General features: G+C 67.9%; 17 protein-coding genes. 12 read left to right on the plus strand and 5 right to left on the minus strand.

The window, feature by feature from the left end:
• Window positions 1-29 precede the first annotated feature (29 nt).
• The 11 genes from fxlM (at window position 30) to AB0L75_RS27865 (ending at window position 12988) form a co-directional block, all read left to right on the plus strand.
• Entirely contained in the window at window positions 30-2324 is a 2295-nt protein-coding gene (fxlM, locus tag AB0L75_RS27815) for a methyltransferase, FxLD system (protein WP_365185958.1), read from the plus strand.
• A 437-nt stretch (window positions 2325-2761) separates the two neighbouring features.
• The gene (locus AB0L75_RS27820; RefSeq protein WP_365185960.1) at window positions 2762-3901 is read left to right on the plus strand and encodes an NUDIX hydrolase; all 1140 of its coding nucleotides are present in this window, start codon (window positions 2762-2764) and stop codon (window positions 3899-3901) included.
• A gap of 57 nt (window positions 3902-3958) precedes the next feature.
• On the plus strand, window positions 3959-5449 hold the full coding sequence (locus tag AB0L75_RS27825) for an NUDIX domain-containing protein (protein WP_365185963.1): 1491 nt from the start codon (window positions 3959-3961) through the stop codon (window positions 5447-5449).
• Window positions 5446-5616 carry a hypothetical protein gene (locus AB0L75_RS27830; protein WP_365185966.1) on the plus strand — a complete coding sequence of 57 codons (171 nt, stop codon included), beginning with the start codon at window positions 5446-5448 and terminating at the stop codon, window positions 5614-5616. Before AB0L75_RS27825 ends, AB0L75_RS27830 begins: the two co-directional genes overlap by 4 nt.
• Before the next feature lie 130 nt (window positions 5617-5746).
• Entirely contained in the window at window positions 5747-6511 is a 765-nt protein-coding gene (locus tag AB0L75_RS27835) for an NUDIX domain-containing protein (protein ID WP_365185969.1), read from the plus strand.
• 348 nt (window positions 6512-6859) lie between these two features.
• On the plus strand, window positions 6860-7351 hold the full coding sequence (locus AB0L75_RS27840) for a hypothetical protein (protein ID WP_365185972.1): 492 nt from the start codon (window positions 6860-6862) through the stop codon (window positions 7349-7351).
• 55 nt (window positions 7352-7406) lie between these two features.
• The gene (locus AB0L75_RS27845; RefSeq protein WP_365185974.1) at window positions 7407-8633 is read left to right on the plus strand and encodes a site-specific integrase; all 1227 of its coding nucleotides are present in this window, start codon (window positions 7407-7409) and stop codon (window positions 8631-8633) included.
• Between the two features lie 2 nt (window positions 8634-8635).
• Window positions 8636-8968, plus strand: a complete 333-nt coding sequence (locus AB0L75_RS27850) for a helix-turn-helix transcriptional regulator (protein ID WP_365185977.1) — start codon at window positions 8636-8638, stop codon at window positions 8966-8968.
• A gap of 37 nt (window positions 8969-9005) precedes the next feature.
• Window positions 9006-11351: a hypothetical protein gene (locus AB0L75_RS27855; RefSeq protein WP_365185980.1), complete on the plus strand. Its 2346-nt coding sequence runs from the start codon at window positions 9006-9008 to the stop codon at window positions 11349-11351.
• Window positions 11352-11562: 211 nt separating this feature from the next.
• Window positions 11563-12501: a hypothetical protein gene (locus tag AB0L75_RS27860; protein WP_365185982.1), complete on the plus strand. Its 939-nt coding sequence runs from the start codon at window positions 11563-11565 to the stop codon at window positions 12499-12501.
• A gap of 238 nt (window positions 12502-12739) precedes the next feature.
• The gene (locus AB0L75_RS27865) at window positions 12740-12988 is read left to right on the plus strand and encodes a hypothetical protein (RefSeq protein ID WP_365185984.1); all 249 of its coding nucleotides are present in this window, start codon (window positions 12740-12742) and stop codon (window positions 12986-12988) included.
• A gap of 416 nt (window positions 12989-13404) precedes the next feature.
• On the opposite strand, the gene AB0L75_RS27870 is transcribed toward AB0L75_RS27865, so the two are convergent.
• Window positions 13405-14772, minus strand: a complete 1368-nt coding sequence (locus AB0L75_RS27870; RefSeq protein ID WP_365185986.1) for a hypothetical protein — start codon at window positions 14770-14772, stop codon at window positions 13405-13407.
• A gap of 318 nt (window positions 14773-15090) precedes the next feature.
• Complete coding sequence (locus tag AB0L75_RS27875) at window positions 15091-16749, minus strand: hypothetical protein (protein WP_365185989.1); 1659 nt, start codon at window positions 16747-16749, stop codon at window positions 15091-15093.
• A gap of 425 nt (window positions 16750-17174) precedes the next feature.
• On the opposite strand from AB0L75_RS27875, the gene AB0L75_RS27880 reads away from it, so the two are divergent.
• Complete coding sequence (locus AB0L75_RS27880) at window positions 17175-17360, plus strand: hypothetical protein (protein ID WP_365185992.1); 186 nt, start codon at window positions 17175-17177, stop codon at window positions 17358-17360.
• 359 nt (window positions 17361-17719) lie between these two features.
• On the opposite strand, the gene AB0L75_RS27885 is transcribed toward AB0L75_RS27880, so the two are convergent.
• From AB0L75_RS27885 to AB0L75_RS27895, 3 genes are all read right to left on the minus strand, one after another.
• Window positions 17720-17902 carry a hypothetical protein gene (locus AB0L75_RS27885; protein WP_365185994.1) on the minus strand — a complete coding sequence of 61 codons (183 nt, stop codon included), beginning with the start codon at window positions 17900-17902 and terminating at the stop codon, window positions 17720-17722.
• A 220-nt stretch (window positions 17903-18122) separates the two neighbouring features.
• A complete protein-coding gene (locus tag AB0L75_RS27890; RefSeq protein ID WP_365185997.1) occupies window positions 18123-18299 on the minus strand; it encodes a hypothetical protein in 177 nt (58 codons plus the stop codon).
• Between the two features lie 60 nt (window positions 18300-18359).
• Window positions 18360-20084 carry a restriction endonuclease gene (locus AB0L75_RS27895; RefSeq protein WP_365186000.1) on the minus strand — a complete coding sequence of 575 codons (1725 nt, stop codon included), beginning with the start codon at window positions 20082-20084 and terminating at the stop codon, window positions 18360-18362.
• Between the last annotated feature and the right edge of the window lie 1179 nt (window positions 20085-21263).

A 21263-nucleotide genomic window follows, 5' to 3' on the forward strand; every position in this document is an offset into this window, starting at 1 on the left:
ACCCCCTTCGACCCTAAGGAACGACCTCGGTGGGATACACGCAGCAAGACGAATGGCACGACCACTACGCCCGCGGCGAGAGCTTCCGGGCCCTGACCGACGCCGAACACGCCGTACTGGATACCACCCTGCGCCCGCAGGGCCCCGCCGTCGCCCTGGACGTGGGCTGCGGCCTGGGCGAACTCGCCCTCCACCTCGCCAAGATGGGCTACTCGGTCGACGCCGTCGACTACGCGGAGTCCGCCGTCGAACTCGCCGCCGCGCAGGCTCCCGACGGAGCCGACGTGCACTTCCTGCACCACGACATCGAGCACGACTCCCTCGCCGCCCTGCCTCACGACGCGTACGACCTGATCACCTTCCGCCTGAGCTACGCCTTCCTCCAAAACCGCACATGGCTCCTCAACCGTCTGCGCGAGCATCTGCGCCCCGACGGCACCATCTGCATCATCACGCCGCTCGCCGACACCGTCCCCGCCGACCGGCGCGACATCGCCCTGGACGAGGACGAACTCACCCTGGCCGCCGCCGGGTGGACCACGGCCGATCGATTCGACGCCGACGGCTTGGCGGTACTGGTACTGCGCCATCCGGCCACAGGGCCGGTGGCCTTCGCCGACAAACAACGCCCCACCCCACAGGGCCTCATCGGCGCCGGTGTCGTGGTCACCGACGAAGAGGGCCGCGTGCTGCTCGGACGATCAGCGCGCGGCGTCTGGGAGCTTCCCGGCGGCAAGCCCGACGCGGGCGAATCCTTCGAACAGGCAGCCGTCCGCGAGCTGGCTGAGGAGACCGGACTGGAAGCCTCGACGGACGACGCTCAGGTACTCGCCGTCCTGATGGACACCACCTACAACGTGCCCCGCCTGACCGCCGCCGTCCGTGTCACCGCCCACCATGGAACTCCCGCAGTGCTCGAACCCGACCTGTTCCACCGCTGGGAGTGGCACTGGCCCGCCGACCTGCCCGCTCTCACAGGCGCGCTGTTCACGCCGTCCGCGCATGTGCTGGACTGCGTCTGGCCCGGCGTTCTGAAGGACTTGCCGCCCGTGCACCGTAACCTCGCCCTCCAGCCCAGGCCGTCAGAGGCTCCCGAGAGGGAGCGCGAGAGTCACCGGCTGCGCGAGGCAATGACCGACAAACTGATCGACCAGGGCTACATCGACGACGCCTCCATCGAAGCTGCCTTTCGACGGGTGCGCCGACACCTCTTCCTCCCCGGGGTACCGCTGGAGACCGTGTACGCCGCAGAAGACGCGATCGTCCCCACCAAGCGAGACCGCAACGGCCGGGCCACCAGTACGGTCTCGGCACCCTGGCTGCAGGCCGTCATGCTCCGCGAGGCTGCTCTCGGCCCTGGCCAGACCGCGCTGGAGATCGGTTCCAACGGCCCCAACGCCGGGCACATGCAGGAAGTCGTCGGCCCTGCAGGGCTGATCGTCACCATGGACATCGACCCGTTCATCGTCGAGCGCACGGCGCGGTTCCTGTCCGCCGCCGGGTACGACCGGGTGCGCGTCGTACTGGGTGACGGCGAGCACGGTGCTCCCGGCTTCACCGACGAAGGCTCTCTCGACGCAATTATCGTGACCGTCCAAGCCCCCGACATCCCGCCGGCCTGGATCACCCCGCTCGTCGAGGGCGGGCGCCTCGTGGTCCCGCTGACGATCCACGGATACAGCTGGGCGATTGCCTTCGAGAAGCGAGACGACCAGCTGGTCAGCCGCTCGTACACGGTGTGCGGGTTCGTCCCTATGCAAGGCGCCGGAGCGCAAGTGGAAGACGTCGTGTCCCTGCGTGGCGGGGAAATCCGCGTGCGGTTCCCCGAGGGCGGAATGGCGGACGCCGGGCAGCTCACCCGGGCTCTGGAGGCACCGCGGCTCGAACGCCGGACCAGTGTCACGATGCCCGGCAACACCCCCTTCGACAAGCTCATGCTGTGGCTCGCCACCACGATGGACGGCTTCTGCCGCCTGGCCGTCGACCCGGAACTCGACACCGGGATCGTCGAGCGCTCCAAGGGCTGGGACGCGGCAGCCGTGGTCCGAGACGGCTCCCTCGCCCGCCTGCTGCTTCAGCAGACCGGCCCTGCCGCATGGGAGTGGTGCATTCACGCCTACGGACCGGCCGCCGCGCAACTCGCTGAGGAGATGACGCAGCAGGTCATCGTCTGGGACCGCGACCACCACATCCGCGACGCTCCCCGCTTGACGGTCCGTTCCCGCCTCGGTGGCGGCACCGAAGAGACGGGCGCCCGCACCCTCGTGAAGCGGCACGCACGCCTCGACTTCGACTGGACGAGCCCGCACCGCACAAGCCGTTAATGCTGAAGCCGTCCCCGCGTACGAGCCTGTGGCGGCATCGCGAACCCCCGTCCGTCAAAGAGATCCGTTTGAACGTCATCCTGATGTCCGACCCGCGCGTGGCCGCCATCCCTGTCAAGGAGTGCCGACGAACCACTCGTCGGTGTCCGGGCCTATCGAGACCTGCTGGTCGACGATCTCAAGTCCGAGCTGGCCGGGCACTTCGCGCACCTATGTCAGGGCGTCCTGGAACGCCCCCTTCATGGCCAGTCGCAGCTTCCTGCCGGACTCCGGCTGCTGTTCGTCGAGGGATACCGGCCACCCCAGCTCCAGGGGTCGTACTTCGAGAAATACGCGGGAGAGCTGCGAGCAGGCAATCCGAGCTGGTCCGAGGAACAGATCCGCTCCCCAGCCCGCGCCGAACACACGCCCGCCCACCCTCGAGGAAGGCAGAGCCAATGACCACTCCCATCTCACGTTCGGATCATGTTGCACCGCGTGCCGCCCGGTCCGCAGGGCAGCACGCCGCCTCCCGGCACGCGGTGTGGGTCGGCGCCGCCGCGCTCGTCACTGACCAGATCGGCCGCGTCCTGCTCGTTCACCCCACCTACCGCGCGGACGACCGGTGGCTGCTGCCCGGAGGAGTCGTCGAACCCGGCGAACACCCACACGTCACCTGCCAGCGCGAGATCACCGAGGAACTGGGCCTGGCGAACCTGCCCCTGTCGGACGTGCTCGCCGTCCACTCCCTCTCCCCGCACCACCCCGACACCAAGCCCGGCACGCCTTTCCCCGGGGAAATCCGGTTCGTCTTCGATGGGGGAACCCTCACCCCCGACCAGGTGGAGGCGATCCGCCTGCCGCGCGAGGAACTGTCCGAGTTCGCCTTCCTCGAAACCCGGGACGCGGTGCAGCGGCTGAGGCCCGTGGACGGGCAGATCATGCTCGCCGCCTACCGTGCCCGGCTCGGGAACACCGCCACAGCACACCTCGCCGACGGCCGGCACATCCTCGACGTCCCGGCGCTGGACCGCCATGACGTCCACGTCCGCTACCGGCCCCTGTGGGACAGCCCCCTCAACCGCGGCCCCGTCCCCGAGCGGATCCCCGTGCAGCAAGCCTGGGCGTGGTCATTCATCCCCGACGGCCGGGTCGTCCTCGTGGCCGACCCCGGCCCCCGGGGCGCGCTGCCGATGCTGCCCGGCGGCACCGTGGAGAAGACCGATACGACGCCCGAGGACACCCTCCACCGCGAAGCCGCCGAGGAGGCCCAGCTCACCCTCGCCGATCCGGTGCGACTGGGCTGGGTGCTGGACGACACCGGCGAGGTCTACGGCTCAGTGGGGCCCAACGCTCGGCTCCGCCTGGCCGCCCGGGTCACCGACATCGGACCGGCGGCCGTCGACCCCGCCACCGGACACCCCTTCGCACGCCTGCTCGCCACCCCCGCCCAGGCAGCCGCCCTTCTGGGATGGGGCCCGCCAGGAGCGCGGCAAGCCCTACTCGCCGCAGAGACGGCCCGGGAGCGCTGGGGCCTTCCCACCGCTCGCCCCGCGGCCATCGAGGAAGTCTCTGCGGAGGGGATGCGGCTGAGCTGACACGAACGACCATCCCGCCTCAACTCGATCCGCCCTGCGTCCCTCTGAGGTAGCCCTATGCCGCTGTCGCACGACCACATCCGCACCACCGTCGAGACCTACCTCGCTCGCCACCCTGACGAGCGCAGGCAACTCGGCGGTCTCCTGGACGCCCTCGACCGGCCCGCCAACATCGCCAGTCGCTCCACCTTCTCCGGCCACGTCACCTGCGGCGCCATCGTCGTCGATCCGCTCGGCCGCGTCCTGCACGTGCTGCGCCCTGCGAGCGGGAAGGTCCTCGCTCCCGGGGGACACACCGAGCCGGAAGACGACTCCCTGGCAGAGGCGGCCCTTCGGGAGTTGCACGAGGAGACCGGCATCCCTCCCCAGGCCGTGACACCGTGGCCCGGCCACGAGGCCGTGCCGTTCGACATCGACATCCACGACATCGACGCCCGTCCAGGCAAGGGTGAACCGGGCCACCGGCACTTCGACCTCCGATTCCTCTTCCGCCTGCGCACGGCGGCGGACGTGCCGGTCGTGCTGCAGGTGGAGGAGGTCGGCGACATCGAGTGGCGGCCCGTGGACAGGGTGTACTCCCCCTCGCTGCGCGAGAAGCTGCTCAAGCTCACGCCCAAAGCCGAACCGGAGACGGCCAACGCCTCCGCCCTGATCTACAACGACCGCGGCGAGTACCTGCTCCACCTGCGCGACTACTTCCCCGGCCAGATCTGGGAGCCGGGCATGTGGTCACTGCTGGGCGGCGGCCGAGAGCCCCAGGACGCCACCCTGGAACACACCGTGCGGCGGGAACTGGACGAGGAAGCCGGTCTCGACATCGCCGACCTGACCCCGTTCGGCATCGAGGAAGCAACCGACGCATCCGGCGGGACCGTGCCCATCGCCATCTACGCCGGCCGCTGGAACGGCGATCGCCGCGAACTCCGCCTGACGGAAGGGGTGATGCTGGCCTGGTTTGCCCCCAACGACCTCCACCGGCTACGCATCGCAGACACCACCAGCGACCTCGTACGGCGTCACGCGGCCATCCGCACGGCCAGCGCATCCAGCGCCGCGGCGCACACCGGGGCAGCCTCCGACGAGGAGCGCCACCCGGCCTCCACGCACGGCACGGTCCTCAACGTCATCGGCGTCCACCTCTACCTGGAGCGGCCCGACGGAACGGTGCTGCTCGGGCTACGCCACCCCGACTCCGCGTTCGCGCCGTCCACCTGGCACGTTCTGGCTAGCCATTGCGAGCAGGAGAGCGCCATCACGTGCCTGATCAGAGAGGCACGTGATGAGGCCGGCCTGCAGGTCCAGCCGCAGGACATCGAACTCGTCCACGTCGTCCACCACATCGACCGCGCCGGGGACCGACCCCGCATGGGCCTCTTCTTCCGCGCCCGGACCTGGACCGGCGAGCCCGAACTCCGCGAGCCGGACAAGTGCACCCAGTGGAAATTTTGGGACCCGGCCTCACTCCCCGACAACCTCGTCCCCTACACCCGAGTTGCCATCGAGGGCATCCGCGCCGGCCGCCTTTACTCCGAAACGGGATGGGCATGATCACTGTCGCCTCCAAGCACCCGGACCTCGCGCCCGAGGAAGTGCGGCAGCTCGCCGAGCAGGCCGTGGGGCGCCTCGCCACCTGCACGGAGCAACGCCGGTTCATCCTCCACGGGCCACAGACCGCAACGGACCCCACCGCATCCATCGGAGGCACACGTGCCTGAAGACACCCAACAGGGGATCCCGGCCGTCCCGAGGCCGGCGACCGGAGACGAACCGCAAGAGCACCACATGCACCTGCTCCCGCGGTACTACCGCCAAGTGGAAGCAGGCCGCAAGACAATCGAAGTGAGGGTGGCTACCCCGCAGAAGCGCGCCGTCGCAGCCGGCGACACGATCGTCTTCCACGATCGCGACACTGGCCGGGAACTCGACATCATCGTGCACCGAATCACCCCGTACCCCTCCTTCGAGGACCTGCTCAGCTCGGAGGACCCCGCGTGCATCGACCCCGACGGACCGCACGGAGAACTGCTCGCCAACCTCCGCAGCATCTACCCGCCGGCCAAGGAAGCACTTGGTGTCCTCGCCTTCGCATTCGACCACCGCCCTGCTCGGCCCGGCCGCCCCATGCCGATGACGCCCGCGCAGTACGCACAGACCGTCCCCCACCACACGGTGTACGGCTGCCTGTACATCCGCGACGAGCAGGACCGGCCGGTCCAGCTGCGCTCGGTCTACGGCTCGCGCCTCTGGCAGTTCCCGGGCGGCAACCTGGACGCCCCAGGCGAGGACCCGCTGCAGACCGCCCGCCGCGAAGCAGTCGAAGAGACCAGCCTCGAACTCGCACAGGACACGCCGAAGCTCCTCCTGACGCACTTCCTGCACGCCGGGCCCCGCCTGCCGCTGAACAAGGTAGGGCTCATCTTCGACGGAGGCCGGCTGACCGCCAACCAGCTCGGCCGGATCCGACTCGATCCCGACGAGCACGACATGTGGGCCGTCCACGACCTCGCCACATGGCAGGAGCTGATGGCGCCGCGCGCCTTCGCCCGCCTCGACGCCATCGAGCGGGCCCGGCGCGGCGAGGGTCCCGCCTACCTCACCACGCACACCTGATCCCCAGCGCACCCACCCAGGAGGCAATCGTGCCCTCCGAGGACACCAACACCCGGGCCTGGCAGATCTACGGCCAGCGTCAACTGGCCCGCGCCTACATACCCCCCATCCCCGACCACCTCGCCCCGGGAAGGGGTCGGACGGGGAGCAGAAGCCCTCGGTGACGCCCTGTCCCGCAAGGCCGTCAAATTACTTCACCCGACCAGTCCAAGCGAAGGTTCGGCACACCAGCTGCCGCGTCGAGCGACCCACAACTCCGGCCTGGACCCGGGCAGCTCCGGGCCCAGGCCGTCAGCGTTCCAAAGGGCCCCACTCCGCTTACACCTATCCGCGTCTCGGGAGGACTCCGTGAACCTGACCGTGATGAGCCAGAACGCCCAGGTCGGTGCCGTCCAAGACGGGCGGTGGGAGGGCCTGGTCAGCATCGTCCACGACGTGAGCCCGGACCTCCTGCTCCTACAGGAAGTTGACTGGCTCGCCCTACCCTCTGCAGCCGACGCCGCCCGCGCCGCCCTGGGCATGGATCTGTTCATGGCCCCGTCCAGGATGTTCAACACCGCGATCGCCTGGCGGCCCCAGACCCTGGAACTGCAGGACACCGATACTCGCTACAGCACGACGGACCTGCACCACGGCTACGCGCTGGGCCTCTTCCGGCCACTGGGCGTGACCGCGGAATGGCCCGCGCCGCTGACCGCGATCAGCACCCATCTCACCCCGTTTTCCGTCGAGGCAGCAGGTCAGGAGGCACAGATCCTAGTGAACCGTGCCTGGCGCTACGGCGGCATCGCCGTTAGTGGAGTTCCTGCGGGTTCGTTCGAGGCCGTTCTGGCCGCATAGGGGCAAATCAGCAGGTAGATCCGCCTTCAAGCCGCGTAGCCCGTTCGCGTGAGATTTGGCCTGTAGCTGGCAGATTCTGCGAGTAGCTGCGGTATTCATGTCAATCGTGGCAGATTCCGGAAGTCGCTGGTTAACGCTCGTCGCGCCGCCCGAGGGGCACGCCGACGAGCTGCCGAGCACGCCACTCGTCGATACGGGGCTGGCAGACGTCGTCTCGCTCCAGCGTCGAACGGCCTCCGGGGTGTCCGAAGCCGACGCGGAGGCGTTCTTCCACGACACGCTGATGGAGTACGTCTGGGCCCGCGACGTCGCCGGCCTCGCGCCCGGCACGCTCCACAACCTAGTCAAGCCGATCATCGAGCTGCGCGACTTCTACGACCTGTTCCCCTGGCAGCTCACACCGCGTCACCTGGACAGGTACTTCGCGGGAGCCGGCAAGCGAGCCTTGAGTACGATCCGGGGCAAGCTCCTGCGGATCGACTCGTACTTCTCCTTTCTCGAACAGCGTTACGCCGGCGAGATCGCCCGGCGGTTCGGGGCGGCGATCGAGTCCCCGGTCGACCCGTTCAACCGCCCGGTCCACCGCGGCGACTTCGGCCTGCGGATCCCGCCGTCGAAGCGAGCGACGAAGGAGTTCTTCGCCTCGTGGCGGGACGCGCTGCCCGAGTCGCGGAAGTACCCGGTCGCCGCGCGGGACTACGTGATGGCGAAACTGACGTACATCTCTGCAGTCCGCGCTTCGGAGCTGTGTGGCCTGCGGATCGAGAACGTCCATTGGGAGCTCGGCCAGTGGGGGCGGTTCGTCGTTCAGGGCAAGGCCGCGCGCGGCTCGGGCCCGAGGGAGCGGCAGGCGTACCTGTTCCAGGAGGGGCGGGATCTGCTGTGGTGGTACATGGAGAATATCCGTGGGGAGTTCTGCGACGACCCGACGGACCCGGCGGCCCCGCTGTTCCCGTCCGAGCGGCTTCCCCCTGGTGTGGCGGCGCTGAACGTGCCCGTCGCGCCGCCAATCGGGGCGGACGCCTTCCGCCGGTCATTGAAGGCGGCGTCGAAGTTGCACCTGTCGGGCACAGTCACGCACCTGTTCCCGCACCTGCTGCGACATGCTTGCGCCACGCATCACTACGAGGACGGCATGCCACTGTGGGACGTCCAGCAGATCCTCGGGCATCGCTGGGCATCGACGACGGTCGGGTACCTCTCGTCCGTCAAGGCCGACCCTGAGCGGGCGTGCATGGAAGCATCGAACCGGGCGATCACCCGGTTGAGGGGACGAGCATAGCGATGAAGTGGAACCTTCGGATGGTGGCCGCCCAACGGGACATCTGGCGGCCGGTCCTGCTCCTCGAAGCGTTCAAGGAGGTCGGCTTCACGCCCTCATTGAGCAAGGTCGCGGCCATGTGGGGCGGCCAGCCCGTCACGGTGCGCCTGGACGACCTCGACAAGATCTGCGCGGCGCTGGACTGTACCGTGGCGGACCTCATGCAAGCCGAGACGGCCGCCATCCTCACCGAGCACGACGAGTCGCCGCTGCAGGCAGCTGTGGGCCAGCCGGGAGCGCGGCCGGTTCCGCGCACTCCCAGCGGCGGGCAGAGGCGGTCGCTGCCGCCGAACTGACCCGCCATCGGACCGGACCACCCTGAGAGAAGGACGCATGCCCAAGAGCCGCCTTACTTTCGGGTACGGCAGCTGCCGCACCTGCCTGGGATGGGGCGACCTTCGGTTCGACGACGTGTGCTGGCCCTGCGCGCTGTGGACGCGGAAGATCCGCGATCCGCACCACGGAGCCTGCCGGCGGTGCGCGCGGACGAGCACGCTCACCTACGAGAGCATCTGCCGCCCGTGCACCGTCGAGATCCACTACGCCGACGGAGACTGGGTCCGCGCCCAGCGCAACGGGGCCGCGGTCCCCGTGCGCCCTCTCCAGTTGGCGCTGCTGCTGCCGGAGGTGAAATTCGCCGTGCTGCAGCCGCTGCACAAGCGGAACAGCACTCCGAAGCTGAACATGATGCCGCGCACCCGGGACTGGAAGACCGTCCATCTTCCGCCTGAGCGCACCGATGACCTGCGCGTCTGCACCCCGCAGATTCACGGCCAGCTAGCCCTGCTGACCATGGCGCGAACCTTCCGTCCGGCCGACGGCCGCCGGATCTGGGCACGTGAGATCGCCGAAGGCCACCTGCTCGACCTGACCGTGCGTCGGCTGCAGAAGGAACTCGGCCACGGCCAGCAGTGGCGCTACACGTTGATGCCGGAAGCCCGGCTGATCCTGGCCGCGCGCGAGGCCGACGAGGACCTGGTCCGCGAGGAGGATATCGACCGACTCCCCTATCAGCAGGGACCGGTGACCCTGGTCCTGCGCGAGGCCGGGCTGCTGCGACCGCGCAGCGAGCCGAAGCCCCCGGTCCTCCGCCGGCGGATGGTCGGACCGCGGCGGCTTCGGTCCGACGCCAAGCAGCCCCGGCCCCTGGCGAAGCGACCTCCCAGGATCCTCCTCAGCTGCGAGCAGTGCCTGGCCTGGACCGGGAACGCCCGTCGCCCGTGCGACCTGTGCCGCGCTTGGGCCCTCACACCGGGCCGCGCTGTCGGAACATGCAGTCGCTGCACTCGGCAACTGCCCCTGCACGAAGGACGATGCCGGTCCTGCTGTCTGGCGGTCGCTGCTGGCAGCCCTCCAGACCGCGTGATGGACCAGCTCTGGCTCGGCGCCAGCGGATACAGGCCGCCCCGACCCCGACCCCCCGAGCCCGAAACTCCGACCGCTCCGCCCGTCCCGCTGCACCTGGCCATCCCCGGCCAGGAGCCGCTCTTCGAGACACCGGTCCGTGACTGGACGCGCCTGCTCGGAAATCCCCTGCACGAACTGACCGCCTCCGCCCGCGATCTGCTCGACGTGCTCGACCGCAAAGCCCGCGCCGAGTCCTGGGATATCCAGATCCGCCGGGCCAATCTGCGCGTCCTGCGCGCCGCCGTCGCCTACCTCGGAGCGAAGGAACCCATCCCTGAAGTGGACATTCGCGCCATCGCGAAGCTGGGCACCAACTACGCCGGCCTTCGCGTCGCCCACTTCCTGGAAGCCCGCGGCCTGCTCATCCCGCGGCCCGACCGCGACATCGGTATGGACCAGGCCGCCGTCACGCGGCTGATCGCCACCGCCCCGGCTGGCTACCAGGGTGACCTCGACGCCTGGGTGCGCGTCCTGCGCGGCCAGGGACGCCGCCGGTCCGTTCCGATCGAGTGGGTCAGCGTCCGGAGGTACGTCGGCTACGTCCTGCCGGTGCTCGCCGAGTGGGAGTCCCGCTTCGCCACCCTCGCTGAAGTCGACAAGGACGACGTCGTCAAGGCGCTCAAGGCCCGCCCCGGCCCGCAGGGGTTCTCCCTCTTCAGCGGCTTGCGCTCGCTGTTCGGGGCGCTCAAGCGCGAACGGCGGATCTTCCACGACCCGGCCCGCAACGTCCACCTCGGCAGCAGGCCCCCCGTGGTTCCCCGCCCCATCCCGGACACCCGACTCGTCGGCATCCTCGACAAGGCGCGCACTCCGTTCGGCAAGTTGGTCGTCGCCCTGGTCGCGATCCACGCCGTCCGCCCGATGCAGCTGCCGAAGCTGATGCTGTCCGGGCTGGACCGCTCACGCGGCCAGCTCAAAGTTGGCCTGCGGACCGTGTATCTCGACGAGCTCACTCTGAGGCTCGCGAGGGACTGGCTGGCGGACCGTCACCGGCAATGGCCATGCAGTACCAATCCGCACCTGCTCGTCAGCCGGCGCACCGCGATGCACTCCTTGAACCCACCGGTGAGCAAGCTCACCATCAACTACGTGTTCCGCAGTACGGGTCTGAACCCGTCCACCGTCGCCGTCGACCGGGTCCTGGACGAAGCAGACCACAGCGAGGACCCGCTCCACCTGATGAAGGTCTTCGACCTATCGGTCACCACCGCCATCAAGTACGTCCAGGCCGCGCACCCCGAACTATGCGTCATCGACCCCATCCGCGCCTGAGCCGGGAGGGCCAGTGCGGTGTTCCGCAGCGCGTGTCGCTTCCGGGAGTGTCCGGCCTGTCGCATTGAGGCGCCGCCGAAGGTTGTCAGCGGTATTCCCAGAGGTTGTCACGGGAGATCAGATAATCGCCGTGACCAACCCCTGGACCTACCGCTGAAGGTTCTCTGGCACAAGGTTGATCTGCCCAGGAGCGACATCGAGGAGGAGCGGCATGACCCAGGATCTGGATCCATGGCGCCTGTTCGCCGCCAGCCCACAAGAGGAGTCGGCGTTCCGCCTCCTGAGCGCCCACCTCGCGGCCCAAGGCCGGCACGTGGTGCTGCGTGGGAAGCCGGACGACGAAAAAGCGCGATACCAGCGGATGTTCGGAGTCGACGCGGGGGTGCTTACCGTGGACGCGCATCTCGCCGTTGATGGAGCGGACTGGTACGTGGACCACACCACGGTGCCCCTGCCCGGGAGCGCCTGGGTTCCGTCTGCGATACGGGCGGCTTCTGAAACCCTTAACCGCCTGCTTGCTCGCGCGGTATTGCTGAGCCCGACGGGCGGACTGCTGATCAGGGTCACGCCGCAGCAGGGCACGCCGAAGGAGCGTCGGCGCTACTTCGCGCGACTGGCGGCCCTGGGCGAACAGGCCGCGCGAACCGGGCGGCCTGTCTTCGACACCGAGGCCCCCGACTTCGACCCGTCCTCCGCCGACCCTGTCGCCGAACCCTGGCAGCCGACGGACCCGGCCCAGCCCGTCGCGCTGTCGTTCGCCTTGCCCGAGCCGCTGCTGGTGCGTCATCGGCTCACCCCCCAGGGCTGGGTGCATGATCTCGGTCCGGCCGGTGACGTTCTTGCCCAGCCCATCCACGAGAAGCTGACCCCGCACAAGCGGAAGACCGGCGGCCCCGGGCAGCTGCGCCGCGCCGCCGAACTCGGGCTGACAACAGGACTCGTGATCGATGCGCGGGTCGGCTGGCAACCTCCCCACCTCCACGCCGACAACACGGGCGCACGGAAGCCGTCTCCCGCCATCGCGCCGCTCAATCCCGACGTAGCCAGACATCTGATGCGCGAGGTGACCTCTCGCTACCCAGACGTTCTGGACCGGGCCTGGCTCGTGGACTCTGACGACACCGTGCACGAGGTATTTGCCCGCTCGTGATCGTGCCCGGATGCCGACGGACTTCGTTCGATCCACACCGACACCGCAAACCCGACGCTACCGCTGGACTACCACTAGGCACTGTCCGGTGGGTGGCAGGCCATCACGAGCTACCGGACACGCCTAAGTAGGGCTCCGTTAGGTCGGTCGAGCCGTCGCAGCTCACGGTGATTCTGGTGCGCTCTCCGGGGCTTCCGGGCGCCTGTGCATTGCCGGTTCGCGTGGGCAGTGGTCGGGAATGCTCTCGGCTGGTTCGTCCTCAGCGCCGACAAGCACCTTTGGGAGGCTCGTCCTGAGCACTGTTCGCCGGTTCGCCGCCGCCATCGCAGCGACCGCCCTTCTTGCCCTGGGGAGCATCGCGCTCGCCACCCCCGCTCAGGCCGCCGACGGCAACTTCTACGGCACCGTCTACGGCATCTTCAGTCTCGCCTTCAACTTCATCACGAACCCCTTCGGCTCATTCTTCTCGGGCTTCCCGGGCCCTTGAAGGCTTTGATCGCTTTCACCGTGCGCTCAGCCTCGTTCCCGCGCGCGCCCGTCCGGCCACTTCGCGTCCGTAAGATCACCCCGCCCCACACGGGACGGAAGATCCACCGCAAGGACCGTCACATGACCCATCGGACACGCCTGGCTTTGTTGTCGAGAGTCAGCAACGCTTGCTGTTCAGTTTCGAGAACGGTGCGCCGGTGACGAGAGCGGTGTTGCCGAGTTCTAGCAGCGTGTCGATGGTCACGTCTGACTGTCTGGTGTGCTAGGGGGTTTGAAGGAGGGCATGTCGTCGGTGCAGGAGGTCAGGGCACCTGAGTGTTGTCCATACGGTGTCTGGCTTGAGCGGTTAATAGAGAAGTCCCGGGGCGTGAGCGCCGGGACTTCTGTAGACGGGGGCGTGGTCGCCCTTGGCGCTCAGGTCTGTGGTTGCAGGCCGAGTACCGCAGCGGCCTGGCGGAGCTTGGTGACTTCCAGTTCAGCGGTGACGGTTCGGGTGAGCTGTTCGCTGGTGGGGTAGTGGCCGTCGAGTTGCGCGAGCTGGGTGACGGCCTCGAAGTAGTCGTGCTCGGCGGCGTGAAGCGCTTCGGCGAGGGCGCGCTGGGTGTCGTTGAAGGCGCCGGCGCGGGCGGTGAGGATGTGCTCGGAGACCGGCTGGATCTGTCCGGGGGCATGGATGGGGACCCGCGCCGGGTACATGGCCAGCTGGCCGCCTTCAAGGCCGTTAAAGTAGACGAGCCAGCCGCTGTAGAGACCGGCGTTGGCCCTCACGTCCAAGCGCTTCCACTCGCCGGCCTCGACCGGCATGTCGGTCGACTCCCTGCGCATCTTGGCGATCGTGGTGCTGTCGGTGCGGGTCTTGGTCCACTTGAAGGACGCGGTGCGCTCGACCTTGACGCCCTTGACATTGACGCCGGCTGTCATGCTCAGCCCGGCCTCCCACTGCTCCGTGGTCGTGGAGGTGACCGTGACTGTCTCCTCGTTGACGTACTGCTTGGTGACCTTGCCCTGCACCGCCGCCATCCCCGTCACGTATGGCGCGGCCCCCACCAGCTTGCCCACGAACGCCGATGGGTACGGCTTGGTGTCCTTCCGACCGCACGCGATTTTCATCGCGGCCACCGTCGCTGCGGTGGCTGGCCAACCCCACATCTTCATCAGCATGTCTGCAAGCTCCCCGACGGCGCCCGAGGGCTTCTCCTGCCAGTTGGCGTGTACGGCCACCACGTGCTTCCGGTCGAAGTCACCGTTGGGCCAGAGCGCCTTGGTGTTGGCTTCCAGCGCCTGGTACGCCTCTTCCAGGGACATCTCCTTCTCGATGTCGGTCTTGCTGACGCCGGTGTCCCACGCGGTGAACACCTGCTTGTCCTTGGCATCGCAGTCGGGGATCCGCCTGAGGGACGATTCCGCCGGCAGCGTGTAGGGCAGCTTGGTGGTCGTGGGCAGGACGTTGTACCGCCCCATGGTGATCTCGTCGAAGGCCATCTTCAGGGCCCTTTCCCATGTTGTGCGGCCCTGGCCGGGCCACGGCTGGACGAAGACCAAGCAGGCCGCACCGCCGCCACCCAACCCAGGTCGCAGACCACAGTCATGGCCGGGCAGCCTTCGGCGAGATCGAGCAGCACGCTGCCGCTCGGCACAGGAAGCACCCGTCTCAAGCGGAGCTTGATCACCCACGGGTTCTAGCTGCTCCCTAAGCAGGCTGACCAGGGGAAAACGCATCCACTCACCCAGGTGGGCGGCACGGTTCACCGCAGAAACGAACCAGCTCAGCAGCAGCCACATGGACTTCGGAGCCCACTGCCGCGCCCCTCAGGTGTTCCTACTTCTCGCCGACATTCCTAGCTTTAAGGGTCGGACAGCGGTCCTGAAAGCCATCAACAATCGTTCTCACTTGTGACGTACGTAGCCAGACACGCCCTAGAGCCCACGCTCGGCGCCGGCTGCGGGGCCGAACCGGCATCGGAGGAGGCCGGCTGCGGCCCATGCGCTCTCGGTCCAGCTGTGCACCCTGCCGTGGCTCGGCTTTGTCCCCGACCATGTCGCGTCCGCGTCCGCGCCTGTCGCCGGCGGTACGGGCGCCGAGGCGCTGATGGCGGTTCTCTACAAGGGGAGCACGACTGTGTTGGCCGGCCGGTCCGATGCGACACCGGCGGTCGGGTCGCCGCAGAGGATGGAGCCGACCATGGTGGCCAGACACTTCGGACTGCTGAAGAACTCCCAGGAAAGCCGGATCTCGATCTCGCGTTTGACGTCGGCGCTGCTGCGTTGGCACAGCGTCAGGTGCAGCACGCAATCGGCTATCCACTCGCGGATCTCGTCACATTGCTGCTGCCAGTCGTCGCCGTCAGCTATCCGCGTGATCCTGTGCGCGGTGCGCTGGATCTCCGCGCATTCGCCGCACTCGCACTCCACCTCGCGCACAACGTCGTCCGGGGGCAGTGTGTACGGCTTGTCGAACAGGTTGGCCAGCCCCACGCGGCAGCTCTCGTCGCTCACGAACAGCTTGCCGCACTCCAGGATCTCGTCGCGGGCGGCCCTCCACGCCACGGCCGCCCATTCCTCGCAAGGGTGCCGGTAGGCGGTGAACGCCCACATCTGCGAGGCGACAGCCGCACCTGTCGTCCGGGTGGCGCGGCGGGTGAGCAGCTCGTGCCGGTACCACGACGCGATCTCGCGCCACACCATGGAGCACGCCGTGACGATGTTTCCGCAGATGCCGAACGCCTCGACCACCATGCTCGCGGTGGTGTTCAGCAGCTCGCCGGTTGCCATCTCGGCGCCGACGTCCTCGATCCGGTGGTTGAAGTCGGTTACCAGGTAGCCGTCGGTGGCGTCGATGCCGTCGCGGTGCCGTGTGTCGTAGTGGTAGTGCAGGAGGTTGTTCTCGGCGAGCTCCCACAGGATGGCGTACTCCGGGCAGAACCGGGCGACCCGCAGCCGCCCATCCGCTGTGCGGGCATACTGCTTCTCCTGGCCCAGATGCCGCGCCGCGTAGTCCAGCGACAACAGGGCCGGGATGCTTCGCCGGCGCCCCGCAGCCATGATGCGGTCGAAGACTCGAGCGAGGTATGCCTCATCGACGCCCAGCGGCGTCAGCACGTGCAGGCCGACTTCGTAGTAGAACCCGATGTCGTCCTCGATCTCGGCCAGGTCGTCGCCTCCGGCGGGCCACAGCAAGGTGGCCACCGGTGTCCCGCCGTAGACAATGTTGCTCCACGCCCACCCGCGGCCCAGGCCGTGGTCTCCGAGCTGTCCTGTGGCGTGCCTGGCGTGGTAACGCTCCTCCTTGCGCAGGCGTGTCGGCACCTCGTACCACCGCTTCGCGCCCTCGAACGCATCGAGCGTGTCCTGGCTGTGGAACTCGACCGGCAGACGCTCGTACAGCGCCAGGCCGCACAGGTTGTACACCACATACTCGCGCCAGTCTTCCTGCTGCAGCAGAGCCGACAGCACACGGTCGCTGACACGGCAGGTCAGGTTCCCCGCCACGCAGTCGTCATATCTGCGGTATATCCGCAGCAACTCGCGGGCAAAGGCATGGCGGTCGGGCACGCCCAACCGCTCCTGCAACCACGTCAGGCAGACTCCCAGGCTGGGGTCGGCGGCCACGGCGTCGATGGCGGCGGTCAGGTTGGCCTGCACGTCGCTCTTCCTCCCGGGCGTGACGCCGCACGCTCGCATGGTCTCGCTGATGATGTGGTCCAGGCTCAGCACACGAACAGTGCCGACGCCGGGCGCGGTGCCCAGGCCATCGCTCAAGACAGATCCCTCAACGCTAAATCGAACACTTCACCGATGAATGCCGAGAATGATCATGCCAGAGGGGAAAGGGGCGGCAGGATGGTCTTGGGCCCGTCCTGTCCCACTTGCCGGTGCGGGCAGGAGGGGCCGCGGCGGCGACCGACGAACCGGCGAGAGTGCGTGTCGTAGGTGGTGTCGCTCGTGAAGCGCGTCGCCAGCGGCGGTCGTGCTGGGCGTTCTCTATCAGAAGCTGCTTTTGAACCTGGGGCAGAGGTCATGGGGTAGCTGGATCATCGGCCGCAAAAACAACGGGCGGATCCGCGCCAAGTGACGGCGCAGGGGCGCGTGTTGCGGCGCTTGAGCGCGCGGCTGGAATGAGTGGTTCGGAAGGACGGTAGATACGGGTGCGGATCTACCGCCCTTTGGTTTTGGAGGAGTTCGTGATGAAGCAGGTGCAGCGCGTGCTGACGGTGGCCGCGGTGGCGGCTCTGCTCGGCCTGGGAGCGACACCGGCCGAGGCGGAGGTGAACGTCAATGCTCTCGGGGGTGTGGTCACCGTGTCCGGGGACGGCGCCACGGCCATCGGGATCCTGGGGTATCGGATCACCCTCCCCCTCTCCCTCGACTAGATAACCCACGCACTTGGGCTTCCTCGACCCGCGCAACCTGTCAAGCAGCCGCATCGCCGCAGATCAGCCATATCCGTTGTTTTTGCGGCCGATGATCCGGCTACCCCGTGATGCTCTTCTCCGTGCCGACAGCCGCTCGGGGGATGTGGATGGGTGGCTGCTCAGATCACCAGAGACGACCGCAAAGACACCGGCGGACACGGCCAAACCGCCAACACCCGACCCACTAACAACCGCCACAGACCAAAGCACGACTGAACCCGACCACTTCCCCAACTCACCCGCTGACAACAGGGATTGATAGCAACTTCTCACGTATCCGGCCAGCGGATCGGCCCACCAAAGGCCCCAGGCCGCGCTCAGCAACAGGCCGAGCAGGACGGCGGTGCCAGCAGGCCGTCGATCAGGGTGACGCGGCCCTTGGTCTTCAGGACCGCCGGCATCGCCGAGCGCACCGCCAAGTGGCGCGCGGCAGTCGACGGTGCCGCGCGACGGGAGATCCCCGACGTACTGCGGCTGACGGCGCCAGCTGCCGCAGCCAACGTAGGAGCTTGAGGCCCTGTCGCCGCACGGGCGATTCCGTGACGCGGCCACGAACCCGATTGCCACACCTCATAATTGGGTGGCATGACCTTCGGGTTCCTTCTCGGGTCACGCCGGGATTCTGCGAACCCGTCGGGTTCTACTGGAGGCGACCTCAACCACCTCCCTCTGGGCGACGAGGAACCGAACTGGTCCGCTGCCCAGCCCCACCACCGCGCTTCACGCTGCCTGCGCCGGGGGACGCCCGATGAACCCTGGCGCGGCAACCGGGTAGTGGGAGAGATCCTCCGCGAGGGCGATCTGACGGATGTTGCGAACCATCTCGCAGTGTTCCACCAGGATCCCCGGTTCCTCGCTCGCACCGGTGGCGGGTGGATTCGGATGGATCAGATCCACGTCACCCCAGCTCTGGTCCCCGCTATCCTCGACTACCAGCTGGTGGATACCGGCGATAGCTCAGACCATGACGGCATCGTCACCATTCTCGACCTGAACCGAGTGGACCATTCCGCCGCGCGCCCGTACATGTGACTGCTGGCCCTCGGATGCGTGTCCGCACGCTGCGCTGCCGGCCTCGGCGCGATCGCTGGAGCGCGCCTCCGTGCCTGACGCCACCCATGCTGGTGCAGGATCCTGGGCCGCAACCTCGAGAAACTGGGCGCCGAAGTAGCCGGATCCGGCACGCGAAGCAGACGGTCTGCACTCGACGTTGTCCTCAGGTTCCCACCAGTCAGCGACAATGCGGAGCGCATGGGCGTCCGAGGTCCTGGCACGCTCGTACGACCACAACTCGTAGCGCCCCTTCGGCTTGCTGAGCGGGTGGTGCGAGCGCAGGTCGCACACGAGCACCCCCGCACCCTCCAGGTCACTTGCCAGATCGTCGGGCGGCCGGAGGTCACTGTCACGGTAGGGATTTGCCGCCAGGAGGCCGACGACCCAGTCCTCCTGGTCCCAGCGTTGGTCGCCGGACTCGACGATACGCCCCAGCACCTGCAGCGGGACGCGGCCGTCAAATCGTCGCCGCGTGACTGACTGTTCGACCAAGGGCCGGAAGTACCCGCGGCTGGGAACGTCGAACCGCCGGTAGAGCTGCTGCAGCGAGCCGGGGTCCAGCGGCATTCCAACGAGCTGGAAGGAGACGTTGCAGCGCGCAACCCGGCGCGTTCGTTCCGCAGAGATGTTGCCGCACACGGTGTAGAACCCGCCGTCACATGCTTCGAAGTAGACGAACTCCTCGCTGTGGTGGGGTTTCTCCAGCTCTCTGGTCCGCTCTCTCCAGTTCTTGAGGGCCTCGGTGAAGGAATGGACGCCGCAGCCATGCCAGTTGCGGCCGTTCTGCTGGATGCTCCACTGACCCCGGTCGCCCATCCACCCGAGTTCATTGAGCGAGTCGAGGAGTCGGAGGAGGTCGTGCTGGCCCCATGCGGCGACCGGCATGTCCAGGCATACGCCGCTTCCCGCGGCTGGCACCCAGTCGACATCGGGCAGGTCGAGGCAGAAGACCGCAGGGTTAAATCCTCCTGCCCCGTGGAACCAGAGCACCTCGTCCCCGCCCGCGTCGAGCAACCTGTAGCGACTCCGGGGCAACTGCTCTGCCTTCTTGCGCGAACGCCGGGCGGTCTTCTCCGCCTCCCGCTCCTTCTCGCCTCGATGGACACGCCCGTGGACAACCAGTGCATCGCGCTTGAGACGAAGAAGGCGGTCCGACTCATGCGGGTCCCTCAAGAGAGTCAGGATGTCGGCGTCGTCGAAGACGAGAACCAACCCTTCCCCGCGGTATTCGGCAATCTCCTTATCCACCCCCTCAGCGATCCCGGACATGGTGAACAGCAACGCCACAACAGTGCCGTCGACACGGCGCAGGCGGCTGCGGACGGCTTGGACGACATCGGTGCCGGCCGGTTGGCCCTCCCACTTCGCTTCGACGAGGTAGCGGTGGTCATGAGAGATCACCGCGAAGTCGGTCTGCCTACGTCCTGCCATCTTCGGGTTGTGCACGACTTGGAAGTGCGCCCGCCGAAACATGCGCTCCAGCAGTGCTTCCAGCATGTAGCCACGGCCCTGCGCATCCGACATCGCCCGCAGGGCGTGTAACTCACGGAGCAGATCCGACTCATGCGAGGGCTCGATCTCGAAGTCGTCGTCCGCCGCGTCCGGGCGTTCCTCTTCATGGAGGGCCATGCCAAGTCATCTTGGCGTACGCCTTCGGGGCGAGCGAAGCGCAATGCGCCAATGACGTCGCAAGCCCCCGAAGTATGCTGCCGTGCTGGTAGAAGCCCCCCATGTACGAGGCCGCGTGATGAGGATCGGCTGAGGCATCTTGTCCGCCAAGACGGGGGTCCGTCGTACTCGGCGAGGACCGTGGCGGACCCCTCAGGCAACTGGACGAAGACCGTGACTGCTACCTCGGGACAGCTCCGGGTACCTCCCTGTACGGGGTCACGCGCAGCGGGACGGGCCCCTCTTGAGGCGGGGGTACCCGCGTCGTGCCCATCGTCCATAGTTCTCCCGGTTCCGTCGGCAGGGCTCCGGCGAACGGTCGCTTCCTCCCGTCGGAAGCCCACGGGAGCCTCTCGCACGTGGCAGCCAGGCCCCACAGGCCGGGATAGAGCCGCCCGCTGAACTGCACGTGCCCTTGCCCTACAGGCGCTCCGCACCCCATCGTCTCAAAGCCGACGGAAGGCACTACCAGGACCGGCCAGGAGCCGTCGGCTGATGGGGGCCCCCACGCCTCCAGTGCGCATTCGCTGGTCACGGTCACGTCGTTCAGTGCCTCGGAGATCGCAAATGACCGTTCGACCCAGGGCTCTTCGCAGCGGACGTCCACCACTAGTTGCTCCCACTCATCAGGGTGCCCGGCCGGGAGGCCGACATGAGACCTCGACCGAACGCCTTCGGCCGTGTCGTGATTGGTCGCGAGACGGATCTCCGGACTGGTGAACACGAACTCCCCGATAGGAGTGAGGAATCGTTCCTCGTCCGTGGCTGTCACCCGCAGAGTGGTCGCACTGAATTCCAAGGGCTTCATGAGACAAAGCATGTCAGAGCACGGACACCCCCGGCCCTCGATCCGGAAGATCAGGCCGTTGGCGATCAGCCACCCCCTCGGGGGATGGCAGCAACGCGTTCCCGCACCATCGGCTTCACTGCGCCGTCAGCGGTCGCATCGGCATGGTGCACGGCATCAGTCCAGCGCACAACTCAGTTGAGCCACCGTATGGTTGCAACAGGAGCCTGAGGCGGGACAGGAGCGAGGAGCAGATGGATGCGACACGGTGGTGCGCGGCACTGACGCGAGCGGCCTCGCTCACCGAGCAGGCGGGCCATCGGGCGGCCACGTGGGACGAGCGGGCGGTACGC

Origin of the sequence: Streptomyces sp. NPDC052101 (genome assembly GCF_040680235.1) — a bacterium.
Classification (GTDB): Bacteria; Actinomycetota; Actinomycetes; order Streptomycetales; family Streptomycetaceae; genus Streptomyces.